This is a genomic window from Nocardia sp. CDC153 (assembly GCF_035818515.1).
In the GTDB taxonomy this organism is placed as follows: domain Bacteria; phylum Actinomycetota; class Actinomycetes; order Mycobacteriales; family Mycobacteriaceae; genus Nocardia.
In genome coordinates this window covers 35,050-58,140 of the sequence record NZ_JAYKYU010000007.1, presented here as the reverse complement: position 1 = coordinate 58,140, position 23,091 = coordinate 35,050, and the positions used below count along the sequence as shown (strand labels likewise).

The 23,091-nt window shown below is 68.1% G+C and carries 26 protein-coding genes; 11 read left to right on the top strand and 15 right to left on the bottom strand.

All coding sequences use genetic code 11. From position 1 onward, the window contains the following. Positions 1–2: 2 nt before the first annotated feature. From VMT65_RS33495 to VMT65_RS33470, 6 genes are read right to left on the bottom strand one after another with little or no spacing between them, the layout of a single operon-like run. Entirely contained in the window at positions 3–464 is a 462-nt protein-coding gene (locus VMT65_RS33495; protein WP_326312686.1) for an SRPBCC family protein, read from the bottom strand. A gap of 58 nt (positions 465–522) precedes the next feature. Continuing rightward, positions 523–1,491, bottom strand: coding sequence for a copper resistance D family protein (locus VMT65_RS33490; protein WP_326312685.1), 969 nt, complete (start codon positions 1,489–1,491; stop codon positions 523–525). Next, a complete protein-coding gene (locus VMT65_RS33485) occupies positions 1,488–2,027 on the bottom strand; it encodes a copper resistance CopC family protein (RefSeq protein WP_326312684.1) in 540 nt (179 codons plus the stop codon). The genes VMT65_RS33490 and VMT65_RS33485 overlap by 4 nt, the downstream gene beginning before the upstream one ends. Beyond that, positions 2,024–2,677, bottom strand: a complete 654-nt coding sequence (locus VMT65_RS33480; protein ID WP_326312683.1) for a YcnI family copper-binding membrane protein — start codon at positions 2,675–2,677, stop codon at positions 2,024–2,026. The genes VMT65_RS33485 and VMT65_RS33480 overlap by 4 nt, the downstream gene beginning before the upstream one ends. Positions 2,678–2,728: 51 nt before the next feature. After that, positions 2,729–3,229: a hypothetical protein gene (locus VMT65_RS33475; RefSeq protein ID WP_326312682.1), complete on the bottom strand. Its 501-nt coding sequence runs from the start codon at positions 3,227–3,229 to the stop codon at positions 2,729–2,731. A gap of 7 nt (positions 3,230–3,236) precedes the next feature. Further along, positions 3,237–3,875 carry a DUF6474 family protein gene (locus tag VMT65_RS33470; protein WP_326312681.1) on the bottom strand — a complete coding sequence of 213 codons (639 nt, stop codon included), beginning with the start codon at positions 3,873–3,875 and terminating at the stop codon, positions 3,237–3,239. A gap of 177 nt (positions 3,876–4,052) precedes the next feature. On the opposite strand from VMT65_RS33470, the gene VMT65_RS33465 reads away from it, so the two are divergent. The 3 genes from VMT65_RS33465 (at position 4,053) to VMT65_RS33455 (ending at position 8,209) form a co-directional block, all read left to right on the top strand. After that, on the top strand, positions 4,053–5,702 hold the full coding sequence (locus VMT65_RS33465) for a TM0106 family RecB-like putative nuclease (RefSeq protein ID WP_442790349.1): 1,650 nt from the start codon (positions 4,053–4,055) through the stop codon (positions 5,700–5,702). Next, complete coding sequence (htpG, locus tag VMT65_RS33460) at positions 5,699–7,657, top strand: molecular chaperone HtpG (protein WP_326312679.1); 1,959 nt, start codon at positions 5,699–5,701, stop codon at positions 7,655–7,657. The genes VMT65_RS33465 and htpG overlap by 4 nt, the downstream gene beginning before the upstream one ends. A gap of 351 nt (positions 7,658–8,008) precedes the next feature. Then, positions 8,009–8,209 (top strand): cold-shock protein, encoded by a 201-nt coding sequence (locus VMT65_RS33455; RefSeq protein WP_326312678.1) that lies wholly within the window; start codon positions 8,009–8,011, stop codon positions 8,207–8,209. A 106-nt stretch (positions 8,210–8,315) separates the two neighbouring features. On the opposite strand, the gene VMT65_RS33450 is transcribed toward VMT65_RS33455, so the two are convergent. Next, positions 8,316–9,083 (bottom strand): SDR family NAD(P)-dependent oxidoreductase, encoded by a 768-nt coding sequence (locus VMT65_RS33450; RefSeq protein ID WP_326312677.1) that lies wholly within the window; start codon positions 9,081–9,083, stop codon positions 8,316–8,318. Between the two features lie 145 nt (positions 9,084–9,228). On the opposite strand from VMT65_RS33450, the gene VMT65_RS33445 reads away from it, so the two are divergent. Further along, positions 9,229–10,137: an SDR family NAD(P)-dependent oxidoreductase gene (locus VMT65_RS33445; RefSeq protein WP_326312676.1), complete on the top strand. Its 909-nt coding sequence runs from the start codon at positions 9,229–9,231 to the stop codon at positions 10,135–10,137. Between the two features lie 36 nt (positions 10,138–10,173). Further along, entirely contained in the window at positions 10,174–10,818 is a 645-nt protein-coding gene (locus VMT65_RS33440; protein ID WP_326312675.1) for a TetR/AcrR family transcriptional regulator, read from the top strand. On the opposite strand, the gene VMT65_RS33435 is transcribed toward VMT65_RS33440, so the two are convergent. The 3 genes from VMT65_RS33435 to VMT65_RS33425 all read right to left on the bottom strand — a co-directional run bounded on the left by VMT65_RS33435 (position 10,759) and on the right by VMT65_RS33425 (position 13,229). Then, positions 10,759–11,508, bottom strand: a complete 750-nt coding sequence (locus VMT65_RS33435; protein ID WP_326312674.1) for a TMEM165/GDT1 family protein — start codon at positions 11,506–11,508, stop codon at positions 10,759–10,761. The two genes, VMT65_RS33440 and VMT65_RS33435, sit on opposite strands and share 60 nt — an antisense overlap. A 294-nt stretch (positions 11,509–11,802) precedes the next feature. Next, positions 11,803–12,324: a peptidase gene (locus tag VMT65_RS33430; RefSeq protein WP_326312673.1), complete on the bottom strand. Its 522-nt coding sequence runs from the start codon at positions 12,322–12,324 to the stop codon at positions 11,803–11,805. Between the two features lie 281 nt (positions 12,325–12,605). Continuing rightward, the gene (locus VMT65_RS33425; protein ID WP_326312672.1) at positions 12,606–13,229 is read right to left on the bottom strand and encodes a superoxide dismutase; all 624 of its coding nucleotides are present in this window, start codon (positions 13,227–13,229) and stop codon (positions 12,606–12,608) included. Positions 13,230–13,424: 195 nt separating this feature from the next. Between VMT65_RS33425 and msrA the strand changes: the two genes are divergently transcribed. Then, a complete protein-coding gene (msrA, locus tag VMT65_RS33420; RefSeq protein WP_326312671.1) occupies positions 13,425–14,105 on the top strand; it encodes a peptide-methionine (S)-S-oxide reductase MsrA in 681 nt (226 codons plus the stop codon). A 75-nt stretch (positions 14,106–14,180) separates the two neighbouring features. Here the strand turns inward: msrA and VMT65_RS33415 are convergent, their stop codons facing one another. Then, positions 14,181–14,792, bottom strand: coding sequence for a hypothetical protein (locus VMT65_RS33415; RefSeq protein ID WP_326312670.1), 612 nt, complete (start codon positions 14,790–14,792; stop codon positions 14,181–14,183). A gap of 321 nt (positions 14,793–15,113) precedes the next feature. On the opposite strand from VMT65_RS33415, the gene VMT65_RS33410 reads away from it, so the two are divergent. The 4 genes from VMT65_RS33410 to VMT65_RS33395 all read left to right on the top strand — a co-directional run bounded on the left by VMT65_RS33410 (position 15,114) and on the right by VMT65_RS33395 (position 18,371). After that, positions 15,114–15,485: a rhodanese-like domain-containing protein gene (locus VMT65_RS33410; RefSeq protein ID WP_326312669.1), complete on the top strand. Its 372-nt coding sequence runs from the start codon at positions 15,114–15,116 to the stop codon at positions 15,483–15,485. A 47-nt stretch (positions 15,486–15,532) separates the two neighbouring features. Then, positions 15,533–16,609, top strand: coding sequence for a DUF4328 domain-containing protein (locus tag VMT65_RS33405; RefSeq protein WP_326312668.1), 1,077 nt, complete (start codon positions 15,533–15,535; stop codon positions 16,607–16,609). Continuing rightward, complete coding sequence (locus VMT65_RS33400; protein WP_326312667.1) at positions 16,606–17,373, top strand: glycerophosphodiester phosphodiesterase; 768 nt, start codon at positions 16,606–16,608, stop codon at positions 17,371–17,373. Before VMT65_RS33405 ends, VMT65_RS33400 begins: the two co-directional genes overlap by 4 nt. Before the next feature lie 80 nt (positions 17,374–17,453). After that, positions 17,454–18,371: a DUF5926 family protein gene (locus VMT65_RS33395; protein WP_326312666.1), complete on the top strand. Its 918-nt coding sequence runs from the start codon at positions 17,454–17,456 to the stop codon at positions 18,369–18,371. 359 nt (positions 18,372–18,730) lie between these two features. Here VMT65_RS33395 and VMT65_RS33390 read toward each other — a convergent pair whose 3' ends face one another. The 4 genes from VMT65_RS33390 to VMT65_RS33375 form a co-directional block, all read right to left on the bottom strand. Then, a complete protein-coding gene (locus tag VMT65_RS33390) occupies positions 18,731–19,279 on the bottom strand; it encodes a ferritin (RefSeq protein WP_326312964.1) in 549 nt (182 codons plus the stop codon). Between the two features lie 92 nt (positions 19,280–19,371). Continuing rightward, complete coding sequence (locus VMT65_RS33385; protein WP_442790348.1) at positions 19,372–20,670, bottom strand: LCP family protein; 1,299 nt, start codon at positions 20,668–20,670, stop codon at positions 19,372–19,374. 255 nt (positions 20,671–20,925) lie between these two features. Further along, positions 20,926–21,720 (bottom strand): CPBP family intramembrane glutamic endopeptidase, encoded by a 795-nt coding sequence (locus VMT65_RS33380; protein WP_326312665.1) that lies wholly within the window; start codon positions 21,718–21,720, stop codon positions 20,926–20,928. Between the two features lie 67 nt (positions 21,721–21,787). Next, positions 21,788–22,558, bottom strand: coding sequence for a DUF2470 domain-containing protein (locus VMT65_RS33375; RefSeq protein ID WP_326312664.1), 771 nt, complete (start codon positions 22,556–22,558; stop codon positions 21,788–21,790). 103 nt (positions 22,559–22,661) lie between these two features. Here VMT65_RS33375 and VMT65_RS33370 point away from each other — a divergent pair, with 103 nt between their 5' ends. After that, positions 22,662–23,081, top strand: a complete 420-nt coding sequence (locus VMT65_RS33370) for a hypothetical protein (RefSeq protein WP_326312663.1) — start codon at positions 22,662–22,664, stop codon at positions 23,079–23,081. Positions 23,082–23,091: the final 10 nt, after the last annotated feature.

The window sequence follows — 23,091 nt, the reverse complement described above, 5'->3', positions numbered from 1 at the left end:
AGCTAGGCGTTGGTGCGGACGGTGTGGAACTCGGAGACCTGGGTGACCAGGTTGTGGGTCGAGCTCTTCACGGCGAGCTTGACGAACGGCTCGATGGTCTTGCCGAGGATCTTGCCCGCGATGCCGCCCGGCACCCGGTAGTCGACAATGGCGTCGATGGTGCAGGATTCCTCGCCCCTGTCGTGGAAGAGGAAGGTGGATTCGATCTCGAAACCCTTGATGGACTTCACGCCAATGGCGTACCCGGGCTCGTGCCGCACGATCTTGATGGTCGAATGCAGGGTGATCGGGCCCAGCGCGATGGTGCCGTCGAAGGTGGCGTCCACACCCTCGACCTGATCGGTCAGCGGCGTGAAGGCGCTGATCTCATTGATGAATTTCGGCAGGTGCCGGTAATCGTTGACGTAGGCGAAAGCGGATTCGGCCGAGGCGGCGCAGTCTGCGACGATCTTGACTTCGGTCATGCGCGCCACAGTAACGGGTTCCAATTTCATTCGCAGATCTTGTGATGCATGCCATCTATCAGGCGGTGATGGCCAGCGTTCCGGCCAACCCGAAGACCAGCGCCATCACCAGGATCTCCACGATCGCCCGCCGCAGTGACGCGTCCGCGGTCAGCCGGTGATCGGCGGCCCGGGGCACCCACGTGCGCCGCCACCACCAGCCCGTGGCGACCAGCAGACACAGCACCACGGTCTTCGCCAGCAGAATGCGCCCGTACCCGGACTCCACCAGCGGCGTGAGACCGCCGATCCGGACCAGCCCGTTGATCACCCCGGTGCACAGCACCGTAACCACCAGCGGCAGCGCCCACTTCGAGTACCGGGGCAGCAGGTTCGCCCATTCGCCCCGGGTGCGCACGGTCAGCGCCAGCGCCAGCAGCACCCCGAACCAGGTCGCGGCGGCCAGCGCGTGCACCGCCGCCAGCACCGAGCCGAGGGTCTGCTGCGACATGTGCCCGGTGATCGGCCGCAGCGTCAGCGTGACGGCCGTGAACACGAGCACCAGATCCGCGGTGGCGCGGTCCGGATTGCGGAAACCGAAGGCGCTGTAGACCGTGACGGCCCCGCAGCCGAGCAGAATGGCGATGCCGATCTGGCCGCCGCTCACGTGCGCGAGGTAGTCACCGAACTGCGCGGCGCTCATGCGCTGTTCCGCGACCCCTTGCACCTCGGCCGCTTCCAGCACCAGCATGCCGAATTCCATTGCCCCCCAGACCGCGGCGAGCAGGGTGAGCAGCCGCCAGCGCGGGGCCAACCGGTCCCACAGTCGCGGCAGCGCCGCCAGCCCGAGCACGCCCGCGCCCGCGCAGTCGGCCAGCACCCGGACCGGGGCCTCGGCCTGGACCGGATCGTTTCCGGCCAGGATCCAGGCCAGTGCCGCACCGTCGAGGGCGACCGGGATGACCAGCAGCAGTAGCCATCTCGGTGAGCTGCTGCCGCCGGTCGTCCCGCGCTCTCGGCGACGATCGGTGCGGTCGGGCCGATTCACTTGCGCTGCTTGCCCCGTCCGCCGAACAGGGCGAAGGCCAGGCCACCGCCGAAGAGCACCACCGCGCCCACGATGAACACCCACAGCGGCACGCCGCCGCCGTCGGAGCCGCCGGAGGAGGAGGCGTTGGCGTCGGCCTTGGGGCCCGGAGTTCCATTGCCCGCCTTGGTGAGCGTGAAGGTCCGCTTACCGCTGACGGGGTGCCCGTCGGCGGAGGTGACCCGATAGGCGATGGTGTATTCGCCGACCGGTCCCAGCTCACCGACCTCGATGCTGATGGTCGGCCCCTCCACCTTCGGCTGCCCCTTCGACCACAGGTTCTTGTCGGGACCGGTGACCGTCATGGACGGGTAGGCGGGCTGCAGGTTCTCGTTGAACGTGATGCTCACCGTCGCGGGCGAGGTGTCGATCGAGGAGCCGTTCTCGGGGCTCGACGAAATGGGCGCGGAGTGCGCGTTCGCGACACCGCCGCCCAGTAGCGCGAATCCGAGGGCCAGCAGGCCGGTCACCAGACCGGCCAGCAGCTTGCGGGTCATGACCGGCGTCCCCGCAGCACGCTGCCCAGACCGAGGGCCGCACCCAGCGCGCCCAGCGCCAGGCCGATGCCGCCGAGCCAGCGCGCGGTGTTGTCGGTGCCCTTGTTGGAGGTGTCCGCGTCGGCCGCGGCGGGTGCGTCGTCATCGCCGCCCTTGCTCTTGGCCAGGGTGAGCGTCGGCGCCGGATGCTCGGGCTCGGAGCCGTCGCCGTTCATCGGCTGATTCCACTCGACGACCTTGCCGTCGCTATAGGTCTGGGTGGCGTTGAAGCTGACCTTGTCCTGCTTGGGCAGCGGGCCGATGGACAGCGGAAAGCGCTGGAACTGGCCGGGGGCGATGCCCGGGTTGCCCGGCGCGGCGGTCCAGGTGACCGCGGTGATGTCGCCCTGGGCGTTCTTCTCGACGGTGGCCGTCCACCCGGCGATCGGCTCGGTGCGCGCGCTCTTCAGATTCGGCAGCGCGACAGTGAGTTTGGTGGTGGAGGCGGTGTCGGACTCGTCCGGCACCCGGAAGGTGGCGACGCCGTAGCCGCCCTGGGTCGCGCCCGGGGCGTCCACCACCACGTGCGCGGCGGCGATGCCCGCCGCGGACAGCAGCAGGCCGGACGCGGCCGTGGCGGTGACGAGGGCGCGCGAAAGAGAGGTGTTCATGAAAGTGGGTTGCCTTCTCTGACAAGGGTTACGGGAAGTTAGGGGACGGGGTTACGCCGTAACCGGTGGCGCGCGCGGTCCGCTCGCGCCCAGTGCGAGAAGGGTTTTCGGGGTCCAGGTCGACCGGGGGCGACGCGGTCGCGCGCCCGCGGTCACGAATTCCTCGGGTCGGGTGAGCACCGCCCGGACCGCCCGCGAGAGCAGTCCGTAGAGCCGCTCGGCGACCAGGATCAGGAAGGCGCAGCCGAGGGCCGCGACCGCGTGCGCGGCCACCATCGGGCCGTGGTCGGCGAATTCCATTGCGTGCGCGGCATGCCCGTGCTGCACCAGGCCGCTCAGCGCGAGATGGCAGGCGGGCTGGCCCGCCACCATGAGCACCGGCAGCGCGGCGCGCGGGCGGATGGCGGCGGCCAGCGCGCCCAGCGCGGCCGTCACCAACACCAGCAGCATGAGTCCCGACGAGCCGGGATAGCCGCCGCCCGCGAACCCGTGCGCGGCGACCGCCAGGGTCGCCATGGCGACGCCTGCCAGTCCACCGCGCACCGAGCTCATGGGGTACTCAGTTCACGCCGAGACGCGCGAGCACATCGGCCTCGAGGCCGGAGAGCTCGTTGGAGATGGAGGCGTGCACGGCGCGGCGACGCTGCACCGGCATCTGGGCCGCGGTGCGCACGGCCGCGGACAGGCTGTCGAGCCGGTCGCGGCTCGCGGTCACGAACTTCTTGGTCTCGGTGTCGGAGTGCTTGGCCTCGATATCGGAGAGCGTGGATTCCGCGCTCGCGATGCGGGCCTGCAGCTTCGCGCCGGGGCCGGAGAACTCGCCGAGCTGCTCGAGTCCGACGCCCAGCTGCTGGGCGCGGCGGGTGTCGAGCTGACCGCGCACGAAGGTCGCGGCGCGGTAGGCCAGCGGGGCCAGCACCGGCACCAGGATGCGCGCCACGCCCAGGTACTTGCGGATCGAGGCCGCGCTGAACGGATCCCGCTCGGCCCGGGCCGCGATCTTGTTCGCGGCCTTCTCCTCGGCCTGCAGCTTGGCGATCTCCGCCTTGGCGACCTGCTTTTGTGTACGCACCTCGGCACGGTGGCGCTTGCGCTCGTTGCGCGCGCCGAGCTTGGCCTCCATGCCAGCCTTGTGCTTGAGGGCCTTCGCCTCGGCTCGGCGGCTCACCTTCTTCTTGCGCTTGCCGAACAACCCCATAAATGGCCTCCGTCATGCTGGTTCGCCATGGCAGCACAGGGCCGGGGGGTTTGCCTGTCCGCCCATGAAACACAGTTTGCGAATCACCCTAACGGGTGCGCTCGCCACGCAGCGAGTGCCGGGCGGTTTCGACGCCAGTTCGTAGGAATGTCGGGGGTGGAGGCCATACTGACTGGCGTGTATTCGGGCATCGGTGACCATGGCGAGCGGGCTGCGTTTCTGGACGCACGGTCGCTGATCGGATGTCGGCACCGGCTTCACCTCGACGCCAGCCATCCCGGCGTGTTGACCGGTGTGGCCGAGGATGCCGGCGTGCAGCAGCGGCGGGAGGCCGCGGCCGCGCATCGATTGCAGGTGCGCGACACCCTGGTTGGGGCCGCGCCCGAGCGGTGGACCGTCATCGATCCCCAGCAGCCCGCGCAGCAGCGGGCCGCCGCCACCATGGCCGCCATGGCGGCCGGGGCCGAACGCATCTGGGGCGGGCTGCTGCCGCAGGAGACCGACACCGGCCGCCGCGGCGGTTGCGAAATCCTTTGGCGCGACGCCGATCGCGGCGGCTACATCCCGATCATCGTGGTGAATCACAAGGTCAGCGATCCCCGCCAGCCCGATCCGGCGGACTACCATCCGACCACCAGCGATCTGTACGAGTGGAATCCCAAGCCGGACAAGCACGTTCGCACCCGCCCGCAACCCCGCGATCAGCAGCGCCTGGCGCACCTCTACCGCATGCTGCAGCGCCACGGGCTGGCCAGTCCGGCCCTGGTCGGCGGCGCGATCGGCTACCACTTCGACCGCATCCTCGTCCACGATCTGGGCCCGATCCTGTCCGACTACGACATTCGCTACGCCGACCGCATCGCCGTGGTCCGCGGCGAATTGCCCACCGTCCCTTCGAAAGTCCCCGAATGCCGCCAGTGCCCCTGGTGGACCCGGGCCCCGGAGGAGGGCGGCCGCAGCTGTGAGCAGTGGTTGGCCGAGCACCGCGACGTGAGCCTGGTGGCCCCGGGTTCGCGCGCCGAGACGCTGCGCCGCCACGGCGTCGAGACCATCGACGATCTGGCCGCCTGGAACGGCGACGAACCCGACGACTGGCAGTACGAGCCCTTCACCGAGACGGTCGTCACCGCCCGCGCCTGGGCCACCGGCGCGCCCCTGGTCCGCCGGGTCGACCGGGTCCGCGTCACCCGCGCCGACGTCGAGGTGGACGTGGATCTGGAGAGCTTCCAGGAGCACGGCGCGTACCTGTGGGGCACCCTGCTCGACGGCGTCTACCGCCCGTTCGTCACCTGGGATCCGCTGCCCACCGAGGACGAGGGCCGCTCCTTCGCCGAGTTCTGGGGCTGGCTGATGACGGTGCGCGCCCAGGCCGCGGCCGACGGCAAAACCTTTGCCGCCTACTGCTATTCCCGCACCGCCGAGGACAAGTGGCTCTACGAGTCGGCGCGGCGCTTCGCCGGCCGCCCCGGCATACCCACCGAGCGCGAGATCCAGCGGTTCGTGGACGGCCCGCAGTGGGTGGACATGTTCCAGGCGGTGTCCGAACAGTTCATCTGCCCGAACGGCAAGGGCCTGAAGAAGATCGCGCCGGTCGCCGGATTCCATTGGCGTGACGCGGAAGCCGGGGGCGAGGCGTCCATGGCCTGGTACCGCCTGGCCGTCGCCTACGACGGCGGCCAGCCGGACCTGTCGCAGCGCACCCGCATCCTCGAGTACAACGAGGACGATGTGCAGGCCACGAAGGTCTTGCGGGACTGGATGACCGATCGCGCGGACGCCGAGGTTCCCGCCATCGCCGACTTCGCCCGTCGTAATATCGCGTCGTGAGCGAACACATCGAACACCTGGAGTTTCAGGCCGAGACCCATCAGCTCCTGGAGTTGATGATCCACTCGGTGTATTCGAACAAGGACACCTTCCTGCGGGAGCTGATCTCGAACGCCTCCGACGCGCTGGACAAGCTGCGTCTGGAGACCTTCCGTGACAAGGATCTGCAGGCCGACACCTCCGATCTGCACATCGAGCTCGCGGTCGACCGCGACAATCGCGTGCTCACCGTGCGTGACAATGGCATCGGCATGTCGCGCGCGGAGGTCGTGGATCTGATCGGCACGCTCGCCAAGTCGGGCACCGCCCAGCTGCGCAAGCAGTTGCTGGAGGCGAAGGCGGGGGACCAGCAGCAGGCCGAGGAGCTGATCGGCCAGTTCGGCATCGGCTTCTACTCGACCTTCATGGTGGCCGACAAGGTCACCCTGACCACCCGCAAGGCGGGCGAGACCACCGGCACCCGTTGGGAATCGCAGGCGGGCAGCTCCACCTACTCGATCGAGGAGCTCGACGAGGCGCCGCAGGGCACGTCGGTGTCGTTGCACCTCAAGCCCTCCGACGACGAGGATCACCTCTTCGACTACACGCAGGAGTGGAAGCTCCGCGAGATCGTCAAGAAGTACTCGGATTTCATCGCCTGGCCCATCCGCATGGATGTCGAGCGCACCGTCATGGACGGTGAGGGCGAGGAGAAGACCGAGAAGAAGCTGGTCGAGACCCAGACGCTGAACTCGCAGAAGGCGCTGTGGACCCGCCCGCGCTCCGAGGTCTCCGACGAGGAGTACAAGGAGTTCTACAAGCACGTCTCGCACGCCTGGGACGATCCGCTCGAGATCATCCCCATGAAGGCCGAGGGCACCTTCGAATACCAGGCGCTGCTGTTCATTCCGTCGCACGCGCCGTTCGACCTGTTCACCCGCGAGCACAAGCGCGGCGTCCAGCTCTACGTGCGTCGGGTGTTCATCATGGACAACTGCGAAGAGCTGATGCCGGAGTACCTGCGCTTCGTCAAGGGCGTGGTGGACGCGCAGGACCTGTCGCTCAATGTCTCCCGCGAGATCCTGCAGCAGGACCGCCAGATTCAGATGATCCGCAAGCGCCTGGTCAAGAAGGTGCTGTCCACGGTCAAGGATTTGCGCAATGCCGAGGACAAGACCAAGTACCAGGAGTTCTGGAAGGAATTCGGCCGGGTCCTCAAGGAGGGCCTGCTGTCGGACATCGACAACCGCGAAACCATCCTGGGCGTCTCGTCTTTCGCGTCCACGCACTCCGAGACCGAGCTGACCTCGCTGGCCGAGTACGTCGAGCGCATGCCGGAGTCCCAGTCGGCCATCTACTACATGACCGGCGAGACCCGGCAGCAGATCGAGAACTCCCCGCACATCGAGGCGTTCAAGGCCAAGGGCCTCGAGGTGCTGGTGCTGACCGACCCGGTCGACGAGATGTGGGTGGGCTCGGTCACCGAGTTCGAGGGCAAGCCGATCGTGTCCATCGCCAAGGGCGAGGTGGATCTGGAGACCGAGGACGAGAAGAAGGAGTCCGAGGCCCTGCGCGAGCAGCAGGAGAAGGACTTCGCCGACGTCCTGACGTGGCTGCGCGAAACCCTGGACGCGGACGTGAAGGAAGTGCGCCTGACCAACCGGCTCACCACCTCCCCGGCCTGCATCGTGGGTGATGTGTTCGATTTCACCCCGATGCTTGAACGCATGTACCGCGCCTCCGGTCAGGAATTGCCGCACAGCAAGCGCATTCTCGAGCTGAACCCGACGCACCCGCTGGTCACCGGGCTGCGCGACGCGTTCGCGAAGGTGTCCGGCGAGGAAGAGAAGCCGGTGGAGCTCACCGAGACCGCCGAATTGCTCTATGGCACGGCGGTTCTCGCCGAGGGCGGCGAGCTGAAGGATCCGGCACACTTCGCACGGGTGCTGGCCGACCGCCTCACCCGGACGCTCTGACTCACCCGGATGCTCTGACGGTCGTACTCTGATCGGGCTCCTGTGGATTTTCCGCCGCGCGCGGTGTTTCCGCAGGAGCCCGACCTATAGCAAGCGGGAATTGGTCATACCCAATTTGTCCCGAATGTGACGGTCCGCATCTCTCGGCGATTTCGGGAACTCACGGCGGACGCGTACGTTGTACGTCTTGGTCGTAAGTTTTTCGTGTTCGTGTTCAACATGCTCGCGCGGAACATTGTGCGGGCGTCGCTTCACCTTGCGAAGCAAGTTGCAAGCCGCCTTCTGATCGACCCCCGGGTGCCGCGGCCGCGGCACCCACGCACCAAAGAAACACCTCGTCAGGAGAAGGTAATGGTTCAGGGCACCGTCAAGTGGTTCAACGCGGAGAAGGGCTACGGCTTCATCGCCCGCGAAGACGGCCCCGACGTTTTCGTCCACTACTCGGAGATCGAGGGCAACGGCTACCGTCAGCTCGAAGAGGGCCAGGCCGTGTCGTTCGAGATCACCGAGGGCAAGAAGGGCCCGCAGGCCGCTGCGGTCCGCGCCCACTGATTCGGTAGGTCGGGCGCGGGTGACTCAACCCACGCCGCCACTTTTTGAACAACCAAAGCCCGCACCGGTTTCCGGTGCGGGCTTTGTCGTATTCGGAGACCCGGCGTCAGCGCGGAGCCATGCGCAGCGCGCCATCCATGCGGATGGTCTCGCCGTTGAGGTAGTCGTGCTCGGTGATGTACTGCGCCAGCTGCGCGTACTCGTCCGGGCGACCCAGGCGCGACGGGAACGGCACGCCCGCCTCGAGCCCCTTGCGGTACTCCTCGGTGACACCGGCCAGCATCGGGGTGTCGATGATGCCGGGCGCGATGGTGTTCACGCGAATGCCGAACTGTGCCAGGTCGCGTGCGGCCGGAATGGTCATGCCGGCGACGCCGCCCTTGGAGGCCGAGTAGGCGATCTGCCCGATCTGACCCTCGAAGGCCGCCACCGAGGCGGTGTTGATGATGACGCCGCGCGAGCCGTACTCGTCGACCGGATCGGTCTTGGCGATGGCGTCGGCGGCCAGGCGCATCACATTGAACGTGCCGAGCAGGTTCACGGTGATCACCGTGCGGAACAGCTCCAGATCGTGCGGGCCGTTCTTGGACAGGATGCGTCCCGCCCAGCCCACACCGGCGCAGTTGACGACAATGCGCAGCGGCACACCGGATTCCACGACGGTGGCGACCGCGGCGGCCACCTCGTCACCGCTGGTGACATCGGTCGGGATGAGGGTGACACCGGCGGGGACGCTGTCACCCGCACGCTCGATCGACTGGGCCAGATCCAGGCCGAAGACGGTCGCGCCCGCGTCGGCGAAGCGCTTGGCGGTGGCCGCACCCAGGCCGGACGCACCTCCGGTGACAATGGCGGCGGAGCCCGAAATCTCCACGGTGATTGGTCCTCTCGACGGTGGAGGGCCCTCTCACTGGCCCTCCGTCAATAGGCACCCTAGCGGGGTTCGGTGCGGCCCCTGCGAGGGGTCGCTCGCAAAGTTTGCGAACACGAATGTTCGTCTAAGTGGTAGTTTCGCATACATGAATGCCAGCCCGGCCCGGGCCCGCCGTGGACTCCGCCGAAAGACCCCGCGAGTCGCGGGCAAACGCATCCTGATCACCGGTGCGGCGCGGGGGATAGGGGCCGCCCTGGCCCGGCAGTTGCATCAGCACGGCGCGCACGTGGCGCTGCTCGGCATCGAGGAGTCGCTGCTGGCCCAGGTCGCCGCCGACTGCGGCGACGCCCCCTGGCGCTACTGCGATATCGGTGACCCGGCGCAGGTGCAGCGGGTCGTCAACTCCCTCACTGCCGAACTGGGCGGTCTGGATGCGGTGGTGTGCAATGCCGGTATCGCGCGGCAACTTTCGCTGCTGGGCGGGGATCCGACCGTGCTCGAGGAGACCCTCACCGTCAATGTCCTCGGCGTCTATTACACCCTGCGCGCCGCCGGACCCCACCTCGCGCACCGCGACGGCTACGTCCTGCTCATCTCCTCGCTGGCCGGGGCCATCCACCTACCCCTGGCCGGGGCCTACAGCGCCTCCAAGGCGGCCGTCGAGGCGCTGGGCGACACCCTGCGCATCGAATTGCGCCACACCGGAGCCAAGGTCGGCATCGCCTACTTCGCCGAACTCGACACCGAGATGACCAGTCGCGGCTTCGGCACCGAGGCGGCGCGCAGCATTCTGGGCCGCACCACCGTGTCCGGCATCGCCCCGCTCGGCCCGGCCATCGACGCCTGCGAACACGCCCTGGCCCGCCGTTCCCGCCGCATCGTCTCGCCGTACTGGGTGAGCATGGCGCTGTGGTGTCGCCCGCTGACCCAGCGCCTGGTCGACTACTCGCTACGCGGCGGGGTGGCCGGTGGTTTGGAGATCGCCCGCACCGAACCGACGGGCTTCACCACCGAACAACCGGCTCGACCCCGCAGAATGAGAAGGCTCGCCTGATCGTCCCCTGATCGCCCCGGCCAACGGAGTCCACCTATGCCCGAATCGGCAACCCGCCAACTGCCCCGCGGCCGCCACGGCCTCCCCCGTGCGGAAGTGGTCGCGGCCCAGCGCGATCGCATCCTGCTCGCCATGGCCGAGGCGATGACCGAGAACGGTTATGTCGGAACGCCGGTCGCCGCGGTCATCAAGCGCGCCGGTGTCTCCCGCGAGACCTTCTACGAGCAATTCCGTTCCAAGGAGGACTGTTTCGAGGCCGCCTACGAGCGCGCCGCGGAACTTATGCTGTCGGGCATTCTGGCCGCCACCGGCGCGGAGTTCGACGGCGAGACCCGCACCGAGCGCATCGAACGCGTGCTGGGGGCCTACCTGGACGCGCTCGCGGGCCAACCCGCCTATGCCCGTTTGTTTCTCGTCGAGGTCTACGCCGTCGGTCCCGAGGCCATCGCGCGCCGCACGGCCCTGCAGGAGACCTTCGTGGCCATGGTCGCCGATGTGCTGGGCGCGGACACCGAGCCGCAGCGCTTCGCCTGCCAGACCCTCGTCGCGGCGTTGAGCGCCATGGTCACCGCGCGCATCGCGGTCGGCGATCTGGATGGTCTGCGCGCCCTGCGCGAGCCGCTACTGGACCTCGTGCGGCGCAGCGGAGAACTGTTCGGCAGCACGGTCCTCGGCGACTGAACGCCGGACCGCGGCGTCCAGTGCGCGGCGGCGCAGCAGGTACAGCACGCCGCCCGCGAGGGCGGGCACGATCAGCGCGAGCGCGGCGGCGACCGGGGTGCCCAGGCCGTGCGCGAAGGCCTCCAGCAGCGTCAGCGCGCCGAAGTACAGGAACAGCAGGCCCGAGCAGACGGCGATGAACCGCTCCGGAATGTGCTTGCCGACGGTCACCCCGATCAGAATGGCCAGCCCGCCCGCGGCCACCATGCCCGCCACCGAGCCGATCCACACCGCGACCCAGCCGTTCTTGGTGGCCAGGGCCATGGTGGCGAACATGGTCCGGTCGCCGAGCTCGGCCAGCAGGAACGCCGAGAGCACGACCAGGAACGCGTTGCGGGACTTGGGTTGTGCCGCGATCTCCGCCTCGTCGTCGGCGGGGGTCAGCGGCAGGGTCTCGCGCAGGGTCCACAGGCCGACGCCGAGGAGGGTGGCCGCGGCCAATAGGGAGATGACGCCGGTGGGCAGCGCCGCGCCGACGAAGTGGCCGACGCCGACGGCGATCAGATTGACCAGCACGCTGGCGGCGGTGATGCCGCTCAGCACCACCCACCAGCGGTAGCGCAGCGCGAATGTCAGTGCCATGAGCTGCGATTTATCGCCCAGTTCGGCGAGGAAGAGCACGCCGAAGCTCAGCAATATCGTGGCGATCATGAAAGGTCAGCTCCCAGGTCTCCGGCCTGTCGGCTGAATGCGGGGGCGCTTCAGCCGACACCGCACCGGTCAATCGGTTTGGTTTGTTGTCGGCCGAAGGTCTCGCCCACCGAAGGCTCTCGGTTCACGCGCCGGACCCGAAAAGGATCAGTATGTCGACGGCGTGATTGTGGGCTACTCCCCTTCGCTCGGGGCCACTCTACTCCGGCAAACCGGGCGCGTGCAAACGACTGTCGCCCAAATCGCAATGCACGCAATAAGTTTGGCGACGCTGCCGAAAGGTTTCGGGTACCCTCACGCCGCCAGCAGCATGGCCAGAACCGCGGTGTCGGGATCACTGATCGGATCCACCCCGACCCGCGAAACCATCGAGGTCACCGTCCCGTCGCTATCGGTTTCCACCCAGGCCGCCCGATGTTCGAGTCCCAGATGCGGTAGCCCCGGCAGGAGCAGACAGCCCGACGCCGCGCCCGCGCACTCCGGCAGCGAGGGTCGCGTCTCGCGCGGCGGATGCAACATGATCAGGGCGGGTGGCACACGTTCGGCAAACTGGCCGGGCTGCAAGGCTTCCGAGCCCAATACCGTGCCCTCCGCGATGACCAGACCCACCATCGCCGGATCCGGATCGTCGGGCAGCTCCTCCCGCGCCCCGAACACCGTGGACGTGGGCAACAACCCCGGCAGACTCGCCACCCGCACCGCGAGCACCAGCACCTGCGCCCATTCCTTGGTCGAATCGGGCCAGCGCCCGGAGATCACGAACCCTTGCAGCGAACCACCCGCATGGAACGGCATGACGCCGATCTGACCATTCATGAGTGCCTCCCGAACCCTCCCCGGTGGCGGCTGTCCCGGTGTTGCTATAGCTGTTCCCATTGTTGCTATTGGGAACACCAGGTTGTACCAGAGCAGAACTGGCACACAAGTACCAAAGAGTGCTAGCACCTGCCCCTGTGAAATGCGAACGGCCCGCGAACCGGTCGGTTCGCGGGCCGAGTATCGGGTGTATGGGCCGACACCCTCGACTCCTCGGGGGTTCGGGGGCTGCGCCCCCGAATATCCCTTTTGGGGGTGTGGGGGCGTAGCCCCCACCGGCATCAGCCGAAGATCAAACCCTTGCCCTGGTTGACGGCCTTGCTGTAGCGGTCCTGGATTTCGGCCCAGTTCACCACGTTCCAGAACGCCTTGACGTAGTCCGCCTTGACGTTCTTGTACTGCAGGTAGAAGGCGTGCTCCCACATGTCCAGGCCGAGCAGCGGGATGATTCCGAGCGGCACGTTGCCCTGCTGGTCGGTGAGCTGGAAGGTGAGCAGCTTGTTGCCCAGCGTGTCGTAGCCCAGCCACGCCCAGCCGGAGCCCTGCAGGCCGTTGGCGGCCGCCGAGAACTGCGCGACGAACTTGTCGAACGAGCCGAACTCCTCGTCGATGGCCGAGGCCAGGTCGCCGACCGGCTTGTCGCCGCCGTCCTTGGACAGGCTCTTCCACCAGATGGAGTGGTTGACGTGGCCGCCGAGGTGGAACGCGAGGTTCTTCTCGTTGAGGAAGATGGCGGCGTGGTCGTCCTTGGCGCGCGCCTCTTCCAGCTTCTCGAGGGCGGCGTTCACACCGGCGACGTAGGCCGCGTGGTGCTTGGTGTGATGGATCTCGTTGATCTGCCCGGAGATGAAGGGCTCCAGGGCCGAGTAGTCGTAATCAAGTTCAGGCAGCGTGTAAACAGCCACGATGTCCCTTTCAGTGTCGGGGCCGTGTGCCCTCGGCATGGTCCGAGGCGCACCCAACCATCATTCGTACACCCGCTCGTCTGCAACCGGGCTGCGTGCCCCCACATTCCGGCCGATGTATATCTTTCCCAACGTTTGGAATCCTGGCGATCGCAACTTCGCCGCCGGTTTCGCCGGGTCCCGTAGCATCGAGCCATGTCGTGGTACGACGAGTTCGTTGGGCGTTTGCGACTACCGGAACCGACCATGGTCACAGCCGAGCAGGCGCTGCCCGGTCGTTCCGAACCCCTGGTCATTCCGGAGAAGCACTACCTCAATGGCCACCCGCTGAAACCGCCCTTCCCGGCGGATATGCGGCTCGCGGTGGTGGCCATGGGCTGCTTCTGGGGTGCGGAGAAGGGGTACTGGCAGCTCGAGGGCGTATACAGCACGGCGGTCGGCTACGCGGGCGGCTACACGCCGAATCCGACCTATGAGGAGACCTGTTCGGGCCGCACCGGGCATACCGAGTCGGTGCTGGTGGTGTTCGATCCGCGGGTGATCGACTATCCGGGAATTCTCAAACAATTCTGGGAGAACCACGACCCAACCCAGGGCATGCGGCAGGGCAATGACCGCGGCACCCAATACCGGTCGGCCGTCTTCACCTTCGACGATGAGCAGCTCGAGGTCGCCGAGGAGACCAGGGGGATGTATCAGGAACGCTTGACGGCGGCCGGATTCGGCGACATCACCACCGAGATCGCCCCGCTGCCCGACCTTTCCGCGTTCTTCTACGCCGAGGGCTACCACCAGCAGTATCTGGCCAAGAACCCCGGCGGCTACTGCCCCGACCACGGCACGGGCATCGAGTGTCCGATCGGCTTGGGCGCGTAGCGGCTTTCGTTCGAGGCAATCGAAAGGGGTTCCAGGACATCGTCCCCGAACCCCTTTTACGTGTGGGTCGACTACCTACAGCGGCGGGACCACGTCCGGGCGCTGGGTGCGCGGGTCGCCCGCGTCGTGCGCCTGCCACCAGCGGACCCCACCGGCGATGAACTCCGGCAACGGAATCGGATTGCCCGCCTTGTCGTGCACCTCGGCGCCGTCGAACCACACGCGCACATCGAGTTCGCGCGGGTCGATGCCCTCTTCCTGGGAGAACTCCATCATGTGCGCGCCCTCGGTGTCGCGCAGCCGGGTGTCGAAGCTGAGCAGTTTGCGCCACTGGCTCCAGGAGCTGTCGCTCAGATCGAGGAAGTCCCAGCCGTGCAGCGCGCCGCCGCCGAAGCTGTTGACCGCGTCGTGCAGGCCCTCGAGGGTGAGGGGCAGCACAACGGGTTCCAGATCGTCCCAGCGCTGACGGCGCAGCGAACACGCGACCCGACTGACCCCGGTGAGGGTCAGGTAGATGTCGCAGTCGGCGGGCGGCGGGCCGTCCTCGGGCAGGGTCAGCACATCGAGTTCCAGTCGTAGCGTGCCCGCCTCGGTGTCGACGTCGATGCCGAGGCAGGTCGCCTCCGACAGTGCGAGGTTGAGTCCCTTGATGTCCAGGCCGTCGAGTAGCCCCCTGCTCACAGTCATAGCGCCAGGCTACCGATCTTGCCTGGCCGGGCCCAGGATTTCCGTTTTTCGGTAGTGTTGTCGTTTTTTTCCTTTCCGAACGGAACCGCGGGCCGACCTGCGGCGTCAGACTGGATGGGGCCTTCTGGGACAGAGGGCCCGGGTCGGCCGCTCCGGAACGAGGAGGGGACTTCCGGATCGGCCGACCGGAGCGAACACGGACTTTTCGGTCGGCTGTCAACCTGTGGATCAGGTTGTGGATTATGTGGATAACTCCCGAAACCAACCTCGCGCAGGTACGGAACTCCACCGCCCTCGCGCCCGCGTGGCAGGATCGAAACCGTGACGAACCCCGACGTACCCACGGTGCCGATCGACGCGGTGCCCGCGGAATTCGATGCCGCCGACGGCTGGGGTTCCGCGTCGCCCGCGCCCGCGCAGCTGCTGGACGTCCGCGAGGACGACGAATGGCAGCTCGGGCGCGCGCCCGGCGCCCTGCACATCCCGATCACCGATGTGCCCGCCCGCCTGGACGAATTGGATATCGACGCCGAGATCTACGTGATCTGCCGACAGGGCGGTCGGTCCATCACCGTCGTGCAGTACTTGAACCAAATCGGCTACGACGCCGTCCATGTCGCGGGCGGCATGGTGGCCTGGCAGCAGACCGGGCGGCCGCTCACCGGTGACGGTCCCGAGGCGAAGATCTACTAGACACGATCGATCAGGTGACGATCCATTAGGCGCGGAGAGGTGGAGCGATGAACGGGGGACAGGTGGGCCGATCGCGATCCGCCGTCGTGCAGCCCTGCGCCCGCTGCGGCGCGCGTTGGGCCGTACAGGGCAAACCGTTGCACTGGTGCCCGCGCTGCCACGGCGTGCTGCTCTCGCCCGCCCCCGTCGACGCGCCCGCCGACCGCCGCAACTACCGCTGGGTGGCGCGCCCGCCGGGCCGGAAATCGGCTGCCGCGCAGCCCGTCCGGCGGCAGGTCAATCCGGAGACGCCGCGCTACCACCAGATTCCGCAATGGGGCTTGCACGATCGTCCCCCGGTCGAGGCCGCCGCCCCGCGCCGTCCGCTGGCGGCCTGGAGCGATCGAATCGGTGTCCTGTTGCCGGTCACCGCGGGCCTTTTCGTGCTCGCCGCCCTCGCCGAATTGGGCCGCTACGGGATTCTGCTGCGCAACCGGACCCGGTTGATCCAGCCCTGGCTGCTGTGGATTTCCGATGGCGCGGTGACCGTGCTCGCCATTGCCGCCCTGGCGGTGGCCCTGGCGGCGGCGGTGGCGCTGGTCGGCTGGCTGACCGAGACCCGCCGCGCCGCCTACGCGAGCCTGGGGGAGACCGACCCGCGGCCGCTGCGCACCCTGGTGCTGGGTTGTGTTGTGCCGGTGGTGAATCTGGTGTGGCCCGGGGTGTTCCTCACCGAGGTGGCCCGGTTGCGCATCGCCGACGGCACGGACCCGCGGCTGCTGCGCGCGGTCCGAATCTGGTGGGCCGCTTGGCTGGTGAACGCGGTGCTGGTGGTGGTCTCGGTGCTCTACCGGTTCGCGGGTTCCCTGCAGGCGCAGGCCGACGGGGTGCTGTTCAGCATGTGGACCGATCTGGTCGCGGCCGGTGTCGCCCTGGCCTCGCTGGCCCTGGTGCGCTCCTTCGCGGGTCTGGATCTGCGGGGTCGGCCGAAGACGCTGCGGCGCTGGGTGATCGCCACCGCGCCCGCGCGGCCGGTGATCGAACCGGTGCGTCCGGGTGTGACGGAGTCCGCCGAGCGCGCGCCCGCGGTCGCGGTCGGGAATGATGAGGTCACCGCGGAACAACAGGAGGTAGTGGCGAAGTGAGCCGGGCCAGTCGTGCGCCGTTCGTGGTCGCGCACCGGGGGGCGTCGGCGGCGCGACCCGAACACACCCTCGCCGCCTACGATCTCGCCCTGCGGGAGGGCGCGGCCGGTGTCGAATGCGATATCCGGCTGACCCGGGACGGGCACCTGGTCTGCGTGCACGACCGCACGGTGGATCGCACCTCGAACGGCGTCGGCGCGGTCAGCGAGATGACGCTCGAGGAGTTGAAGGCGCTGAACTTCGGCACCGCCGACGAACCCGAGGGCGTGCTCACCCTCGCCGAGCTGATCGAGCTGGTGCTGGACTGGAAGAGCCGTCCCACCAAGCTTTTCATCGAGACCAAGCATCCGGTCCGCTACGGCGCACTGGTGGAGACCTCGCTGCTGACCGAGCTGAATCGCTACGGCATCGGCGCGCCCGCGTCGGCGGATCACTCGCGCGCGGTGGTCATGTCCTTCGCGGCCACCGCGGTCTGGCGCATTCGCCGCGCCGCCCCGCTGCTCCCGACGATCCTGCTCGGCGAGTCCTCCCTCTACCTCACCGGCGGCGCGGCCCACACGGTCGGCGCGACGGCCATCGGCCCGTCGGTGCGCACCCTGCGCGAACACCCCGATCTGGTCGACAAGGCCGCCGCCGCGGGCCGCGCCACCTACGTCTGGACCTGCGACGACGCCGAGGACGTACAGCTGTGCGCCGACCTAGGCGTGGACTGGGTCGCCACGAACTACCCGGCCCGCACCAAAGCCGTTCTCACCACCGCCTGAACCACAAGAACGAGACTTTCAGCGCCGCAAACCCGCCCGGAGCGCAGCGGAGGGCATCGAGCACAGTAGGTTTGCCAGTCATGGGTAAGAGCAAGCGCAACAGTCCCAAGCCGGACAGCAATCGCGCGGAGAAGCTGGCCGCCCGCCGCGCCGCACAGGAGGCGGCGGCGCAGGCCGTGACGCGGCCGTTCGAGGGCCTGGCCGCCGAGTGCGATCTGGTCGCGCTCCGGGAGTTCGTGCCGTCGGCGACCGCCACCTTGAAGCTGTCGCCGAGCGTTTCCGCCGAGCGGTCGGTCACCCTCGCCACCGTGCTGCCGGGTGCGGTCGCCGCGCTGGTGCGGGCTGGTGACGAGCCGGTCGGTTTCGTCGGCACGCAGGTGCAGTTCCAGTCCGCCGATCCCGCCGCGGATCTGGCCGCCGCCATTCTGTGGACCCAGGCCGCCGCGCCGGGCGAATCGCTGAACAGCGCGGATGTCGAAGGCGCGCCGCGGCTTTCGGAGGTGCTGGATCCGGGCGCGGCCCTGGACCTGACCGTGCACCAGGACTTCAACTGGTGGGTGCCCGAGGGCGTCACCCCGGATCCGCAGGTGGCCGCCACCATCGAGCAGGCCAATCAGGCCATCATGCCCTCGGCCCGCCTGGAGCTGGGCGCGGACGGCATCGGCGCGGCCTGGTGGGTGGACGCCGGGGAGAAGGCGCACATCCGCTGGGTGCGGCCGGAGGACGAGGATCGGCTCATGCTGGCCCTGGCCCGCCTGCACGCGGCCGGTGATCTGCACCTGGGCGAGGGTTCGCGGTTCGCGGGCTCGTTCCGCACCCACGGTCTGCTGGTACCGGTCTTCGACCTGGATCCCGAGAAGCACGCGAGCGAATGGGAGGCCCCCGCACGCGAATTCGGTGCGAAGCTGGCGGCGGCCGTGCAGTCGGACGCCCCGCTGACCTCCGAGGAGCGCCGCTCCCGCGACGGTCTGCGTTCGCGTCAGGTCACGCTGCGCTGAGTCGGTTGCGCTGAGAGTTGTTCGGGCCGTTCGCCGGGTGCATCGCAGCCTCGGTGAACGGCCCGAATTCTTTGCGAGAGTTTTCTGAAAAATGCGTGTTTCGAACCGGTGACTCGGTTAGGTTCTCTTCATCCTTGATGTTCAGATGAGGAGGATGCCATGGATGCCATTCTGTCCCTGGTCAAATCGATGTTCAGCACGCTGTCGGCCACAATGTCCGCCAACTCCACCGGCAACGTTCAGGTGCCCATGAAATAAGGACAGGCGGGTATACGGCCCGGCACATCGAGCACACAGTGGCAGGCCCGGTCCAGCGCAAGGGACCGGGCCTGTCGTGTTCAATCCACCGCGTCGTTTGTCTAGAGCGAGCCGCCCGCGGCGTGCGGTGCGCCGGAAGCGTCCTTCGGACCGCTCATTTCGCGTTCCACGAAACGCTCCAGATCGAACATATTGTTGCTGGCGCGCTCGGCCACGGTGAGCAGGGTGCGCATGGTGGCGACCTCTTCGACCTGCTCCTTGAGGAACCACTGCATGAACTGCTCGCCCTGGTAATCGCCCTCCTCGCGGGCGGTCTTGGCGAGCTGGACGATTTGCTCGGTAACCGTCTGCTCCTGCTTGAGCGCCAGTGCGATGGGCTCCTTGGCATTCGCGAATTGCGAAGTGGCGGCCTCGATCCCGGGCATTTCGACAGCGATGTCCTGATCGATCAGGTACTGCGCGATCATCATCGCGTGATTGCGTTCTTCGACGGCCTGCTTGTAGAAATACTTGGCCAGGATCGGCAGATCGGCGCTGTCGAACCACATCGCGACGGCGATGTACTGGTGTTCGGCGCTGAATTCGTTGCGGATCTGATCCTGGAGCAGGCCCTGGAACTTGCTGCGTTTCGTCTGGGTTCGGGTGGACATGCGGACGACATTAATCCTGGTCAAATCGCGTGTCATCCAAGTGCAACCTTATTGAGCACAACCTAATTGAGGCTAGTGTTGCCTAATAATTGCTAGCTGCCCACGGTCGTGATCAAGTCCTGCGGGATCTGTTGATCCTTGGCCAGGGCGTCGAAGAACGCACTCGCCTTGGTCTTGTCCCAGAGCAGCACATTGCCGCTGCCCGACACATCCTCGAACCCGCCGACCGGCACCGTGGTGGTGATCGGATCGTCGTTCAGGGCCCGGCCGAGGGTGGCCAGATTCCAGATGTGCGCGCTCTTGTCGACCTTGAGCGCATCGGTCAGATCCCGCACCAGCGGCCAGGATCGGAACGGATTGGCCAGGGTGGCGGGGCTGGCGACCTTCTTCAGCAAGGCGCTCAAGAACATTCGCTGATGCAGCATGCGGTCCAGGTCGGCGCGCGGGGTGGCGCGCGAGCGCACGAAGCCCAGGGCCTGTGGGCCATTGAGGGTTTGGCAGCCCGCGGGCAGATCGATTCCGGCCAGTGGATCCTGCATGGGCGAGTCCAGGCACATCTGAATGCCGCCCACCGCGTCGACGATATTGGCGAACCCGCCGAAGCCGATCTGCGCGTAGTGGTCGATGTGCACCCCGGTCGCGCCCTCCACGGTCTTGACCAGCAGTTGCGCGCCGCCGACGGCGAAGGAGGCATTGAGCTTGTCCTTGCCGACACCGGGAATGCTGACGTAGGAGTCGCGCGGCAGGCTGACCAGGGTCGGCCGCCCGGACTTGGGGATGTGCACCAGGATGATGGTGTCGGTGCGCTCGCCCTCGACATCGGAGGAGTCGCCGGTGGACAGCTGCTGTTCCTGATCCTTGGACAGTCCCGCGCGGCTGTCGGATCCGACCAGAAGCCAGTTCGTCCCGGGCGTGTCGCCGACCCGACCCTGATAGTTGGCCAGTGCGTCGATCCGGGTGATGTGGGTGTCCACGTAGATGGCCGCCGCGATCGGCAGCATGAGCAGCACCACCAGCAGCGACAGGAGCCAGCGGAACCAGTGCCGCTTCTTGCGCGGACGCGAGCCGCGCGGCGGGCGGCCGCCACCACCACCGCCGCGACGCTTGCCCGGGGGCAGCGGCGGCGGGGGAGTGCGGGGTGGTTCGTCGTGGAAGGGCTCCGGCTGCTGGGTCGGCGCGTAACCCATGGCGCTGGCCGCGGGCTCCCGCACCGGCACTCGATTGCCCTGCGGCATCTGATTGCGTTGCGGCGGAATCCGATTGTCCCCGGGCATCCGATCGCCGTGCGGCGGCACCCGATTGACCGGCGGCCGTTGCGGCGGCACGGGCCGTCGGTTGGGCGGCACCTGCGAATAGGCCAGGGCCGGGCCGGATTCATTGCGTCGGATCACCTGGGTTGGTTCTATTCGGTGACCGCCGTCGTTAACGGTCGCGTCGTCCCCGCCGGTTCGGTGAGACGAAGGTCTCTGCGGTTGCCCGGGATTCGCCATGGGTCGCTGGGGGTGCGCCGGGGGCTCGCCCGGGCGTCCCGGCGGCGGCTCCCGGCGCATCCGTGCAAAGTGCTGGGGGTCGTCGCCGTTCATCACCAGAAACAGTACCGACCGCAGCGCCCGCGTGGCTCGTTCCGATTGCATTACTTCCCGGCATCAGGGCAGCCAGGAGACGTGTCCGCGCAGAAATGTGTAGCCGACGTAGGCGATCGTGTCGATGAGCGCGTGCGCGAGTAATAGCGGCCACAGTCGATTGGTGCGCTGCCAGTAGCGACCGAAGATCAACCCCATCACCACGTTTCCGAGGCCCCCGCCCAGGCCCTGGTACAGGTGGTAGCTGCCGCGCAGCAGCGCCGAGGCCAGCAGGGAACGATGCTCCGACCAGCCCAACGCACGCAGTCGAGTAATCAGATAGGCGACGACCAGTACTTCCTCGGCCGCGGAATTCGCCCACGCGGACAGCACCAGCACCGGCAGCCGCCACCAGTGCTCGAGCGAACTGGGCACGATGGTGACGCTCACCCCGAGCGCGTGCGCCGCCAAATACAGTCCCAGCCCGGGGATTCCGATCACCGCGGCCAACACCAGCCCCGGCAGCACGTCGGCGCGCCACCGCAGCCGCCGCACCAGCCCGACCGCCCGCGGCGCGATCCCGCTGCGCCACAACAGATACAGCCCCAACGTGGCCCAACCCAATAGTCGGGCCACGCCCAACAGTTGGAACAGCAGATCGATGGTCGACTGCGCCGCCCGCGACGCGTTCAGCGCCACCGTCTGCTCGCCCACCCCACCGGGCGCGAGCGCGCTCTCCACCAGCGACAGCGCCGCATTGGCCCCGCTCAGCCCGAAGGTGACGACCAATACCACCGTGATCTCGAGCTTGATCGCCCGCTTCTCCTGCTCGGAGGACTCGGGCGCGGGCCACGCGGGCGCACGATCAGCGGAAACCATGCCCGCCAATCTAGGCCCGCCGACCCGATCCGGCCCGACACGCTGCGGTGGCGTGCGGCCGGGGGTGTCAGATGCGGTGCAGGCCGCGGCGGAAGGGGTTGCCCGCCAAGGCGTGGACCTCGCGACTGAGGGATTCGATGTCGTCGGCGGGGGTTTCGAAGGGGATGCGGATGTCGTGGTCGGCCTCGACGGCTTCGACGCGCAGGGTGACGCCGTAGCGGTCGATGGCCAGCGGGTGGATGAGCGCGCCGCGGCGCAGGGCGTGCGGGAGGCGGCGGGCCAGTCGGTCGATGACGTCGGCGTGGTCGGCCTGAAGGTGTTGCAGCCAGCCCGCTTCCAGGGCGCAGAACGGGTCGGGGCGCGCCTCGCGCAGTTGCTCGCGGTCGGCCGCGGCGGCGCCGGAGGTGTCGGCGACCACGGCGGAGTCGATGACCAGCCGCAGCAGCGTCGAGCCGTGGCCGACGTCGAGCAGGGCCGGATGCGGGTGGTCGGCGGCGACCGCGGCGGCCAATGCGCGCTGGGCGTGTGCGGGGACGCTGTGCACCCAGCCGCGCAGCCACACCAGCGCCCGCACCCGTTCCCGCAGCTGCAGCGGGGCCTGATCGGTGAGCTCGAGCACCGCCGGGGATCCGTTTGGGCCGCAGCCGAATACCAGCCCCGCGGCGGTGGAGGTGCTCGACACCGCCATCACCATGTCCCCGCACTGCCGCAGCAGGTGCACCGAGGTGGGCACGGGGTCGAGGCCGGGCAGGGCCAGCATCGCGCTGTCGGCGTGGGCGCAGGCGCTGTGCACGCGTTCGGCGGTAGTGGGTGCGACGACCTGGGCCGCGTATGGCATACACACCTCCGGATTGAGAATTAGGTAACCCTAAGCTAAGTGATGCGGATCGCTCCCGCAAGGCCCTGCCCGCCGGGGCAACCGGGATCGCTACGGTGAACGCGTGCCGCACGATTCGTCCCCCGCGCCCGAGCCGGTCGCGCTCACCCTGTCCGTCCCGCCGCGTCCGGCGCGTGGTCTGGCCGAAGGTCTGGTCCGTTCGGTCTCGGCCGATCCGGTGGTCGAGGTGCTGGACATGGGGCTCGACGAGGCGGCGATCTCGGAGTTTCTGGTGCGAATCGTCCACGGCGACAGTGGTTTCGTGGCCCGTGCCGACTCGGGGGAGCGGGCCGTGGCGGCGGTTGCCGCGACCGTGGCCGCGCTCATCGGCGACGACATTCGGGCCGCGCTGGCCGCACCGGACCTCGACTTCCTCACCGGCTTGAAGCCACCGGCGGTCGAGGCCTTCCGGGAGGTGCTGCTGGCGATCGAGGCCGAGGACGTCGCGGACGTCACCGCGGCGCTGTCGGTGCTGGGCGGCTGATCAGCCGGTG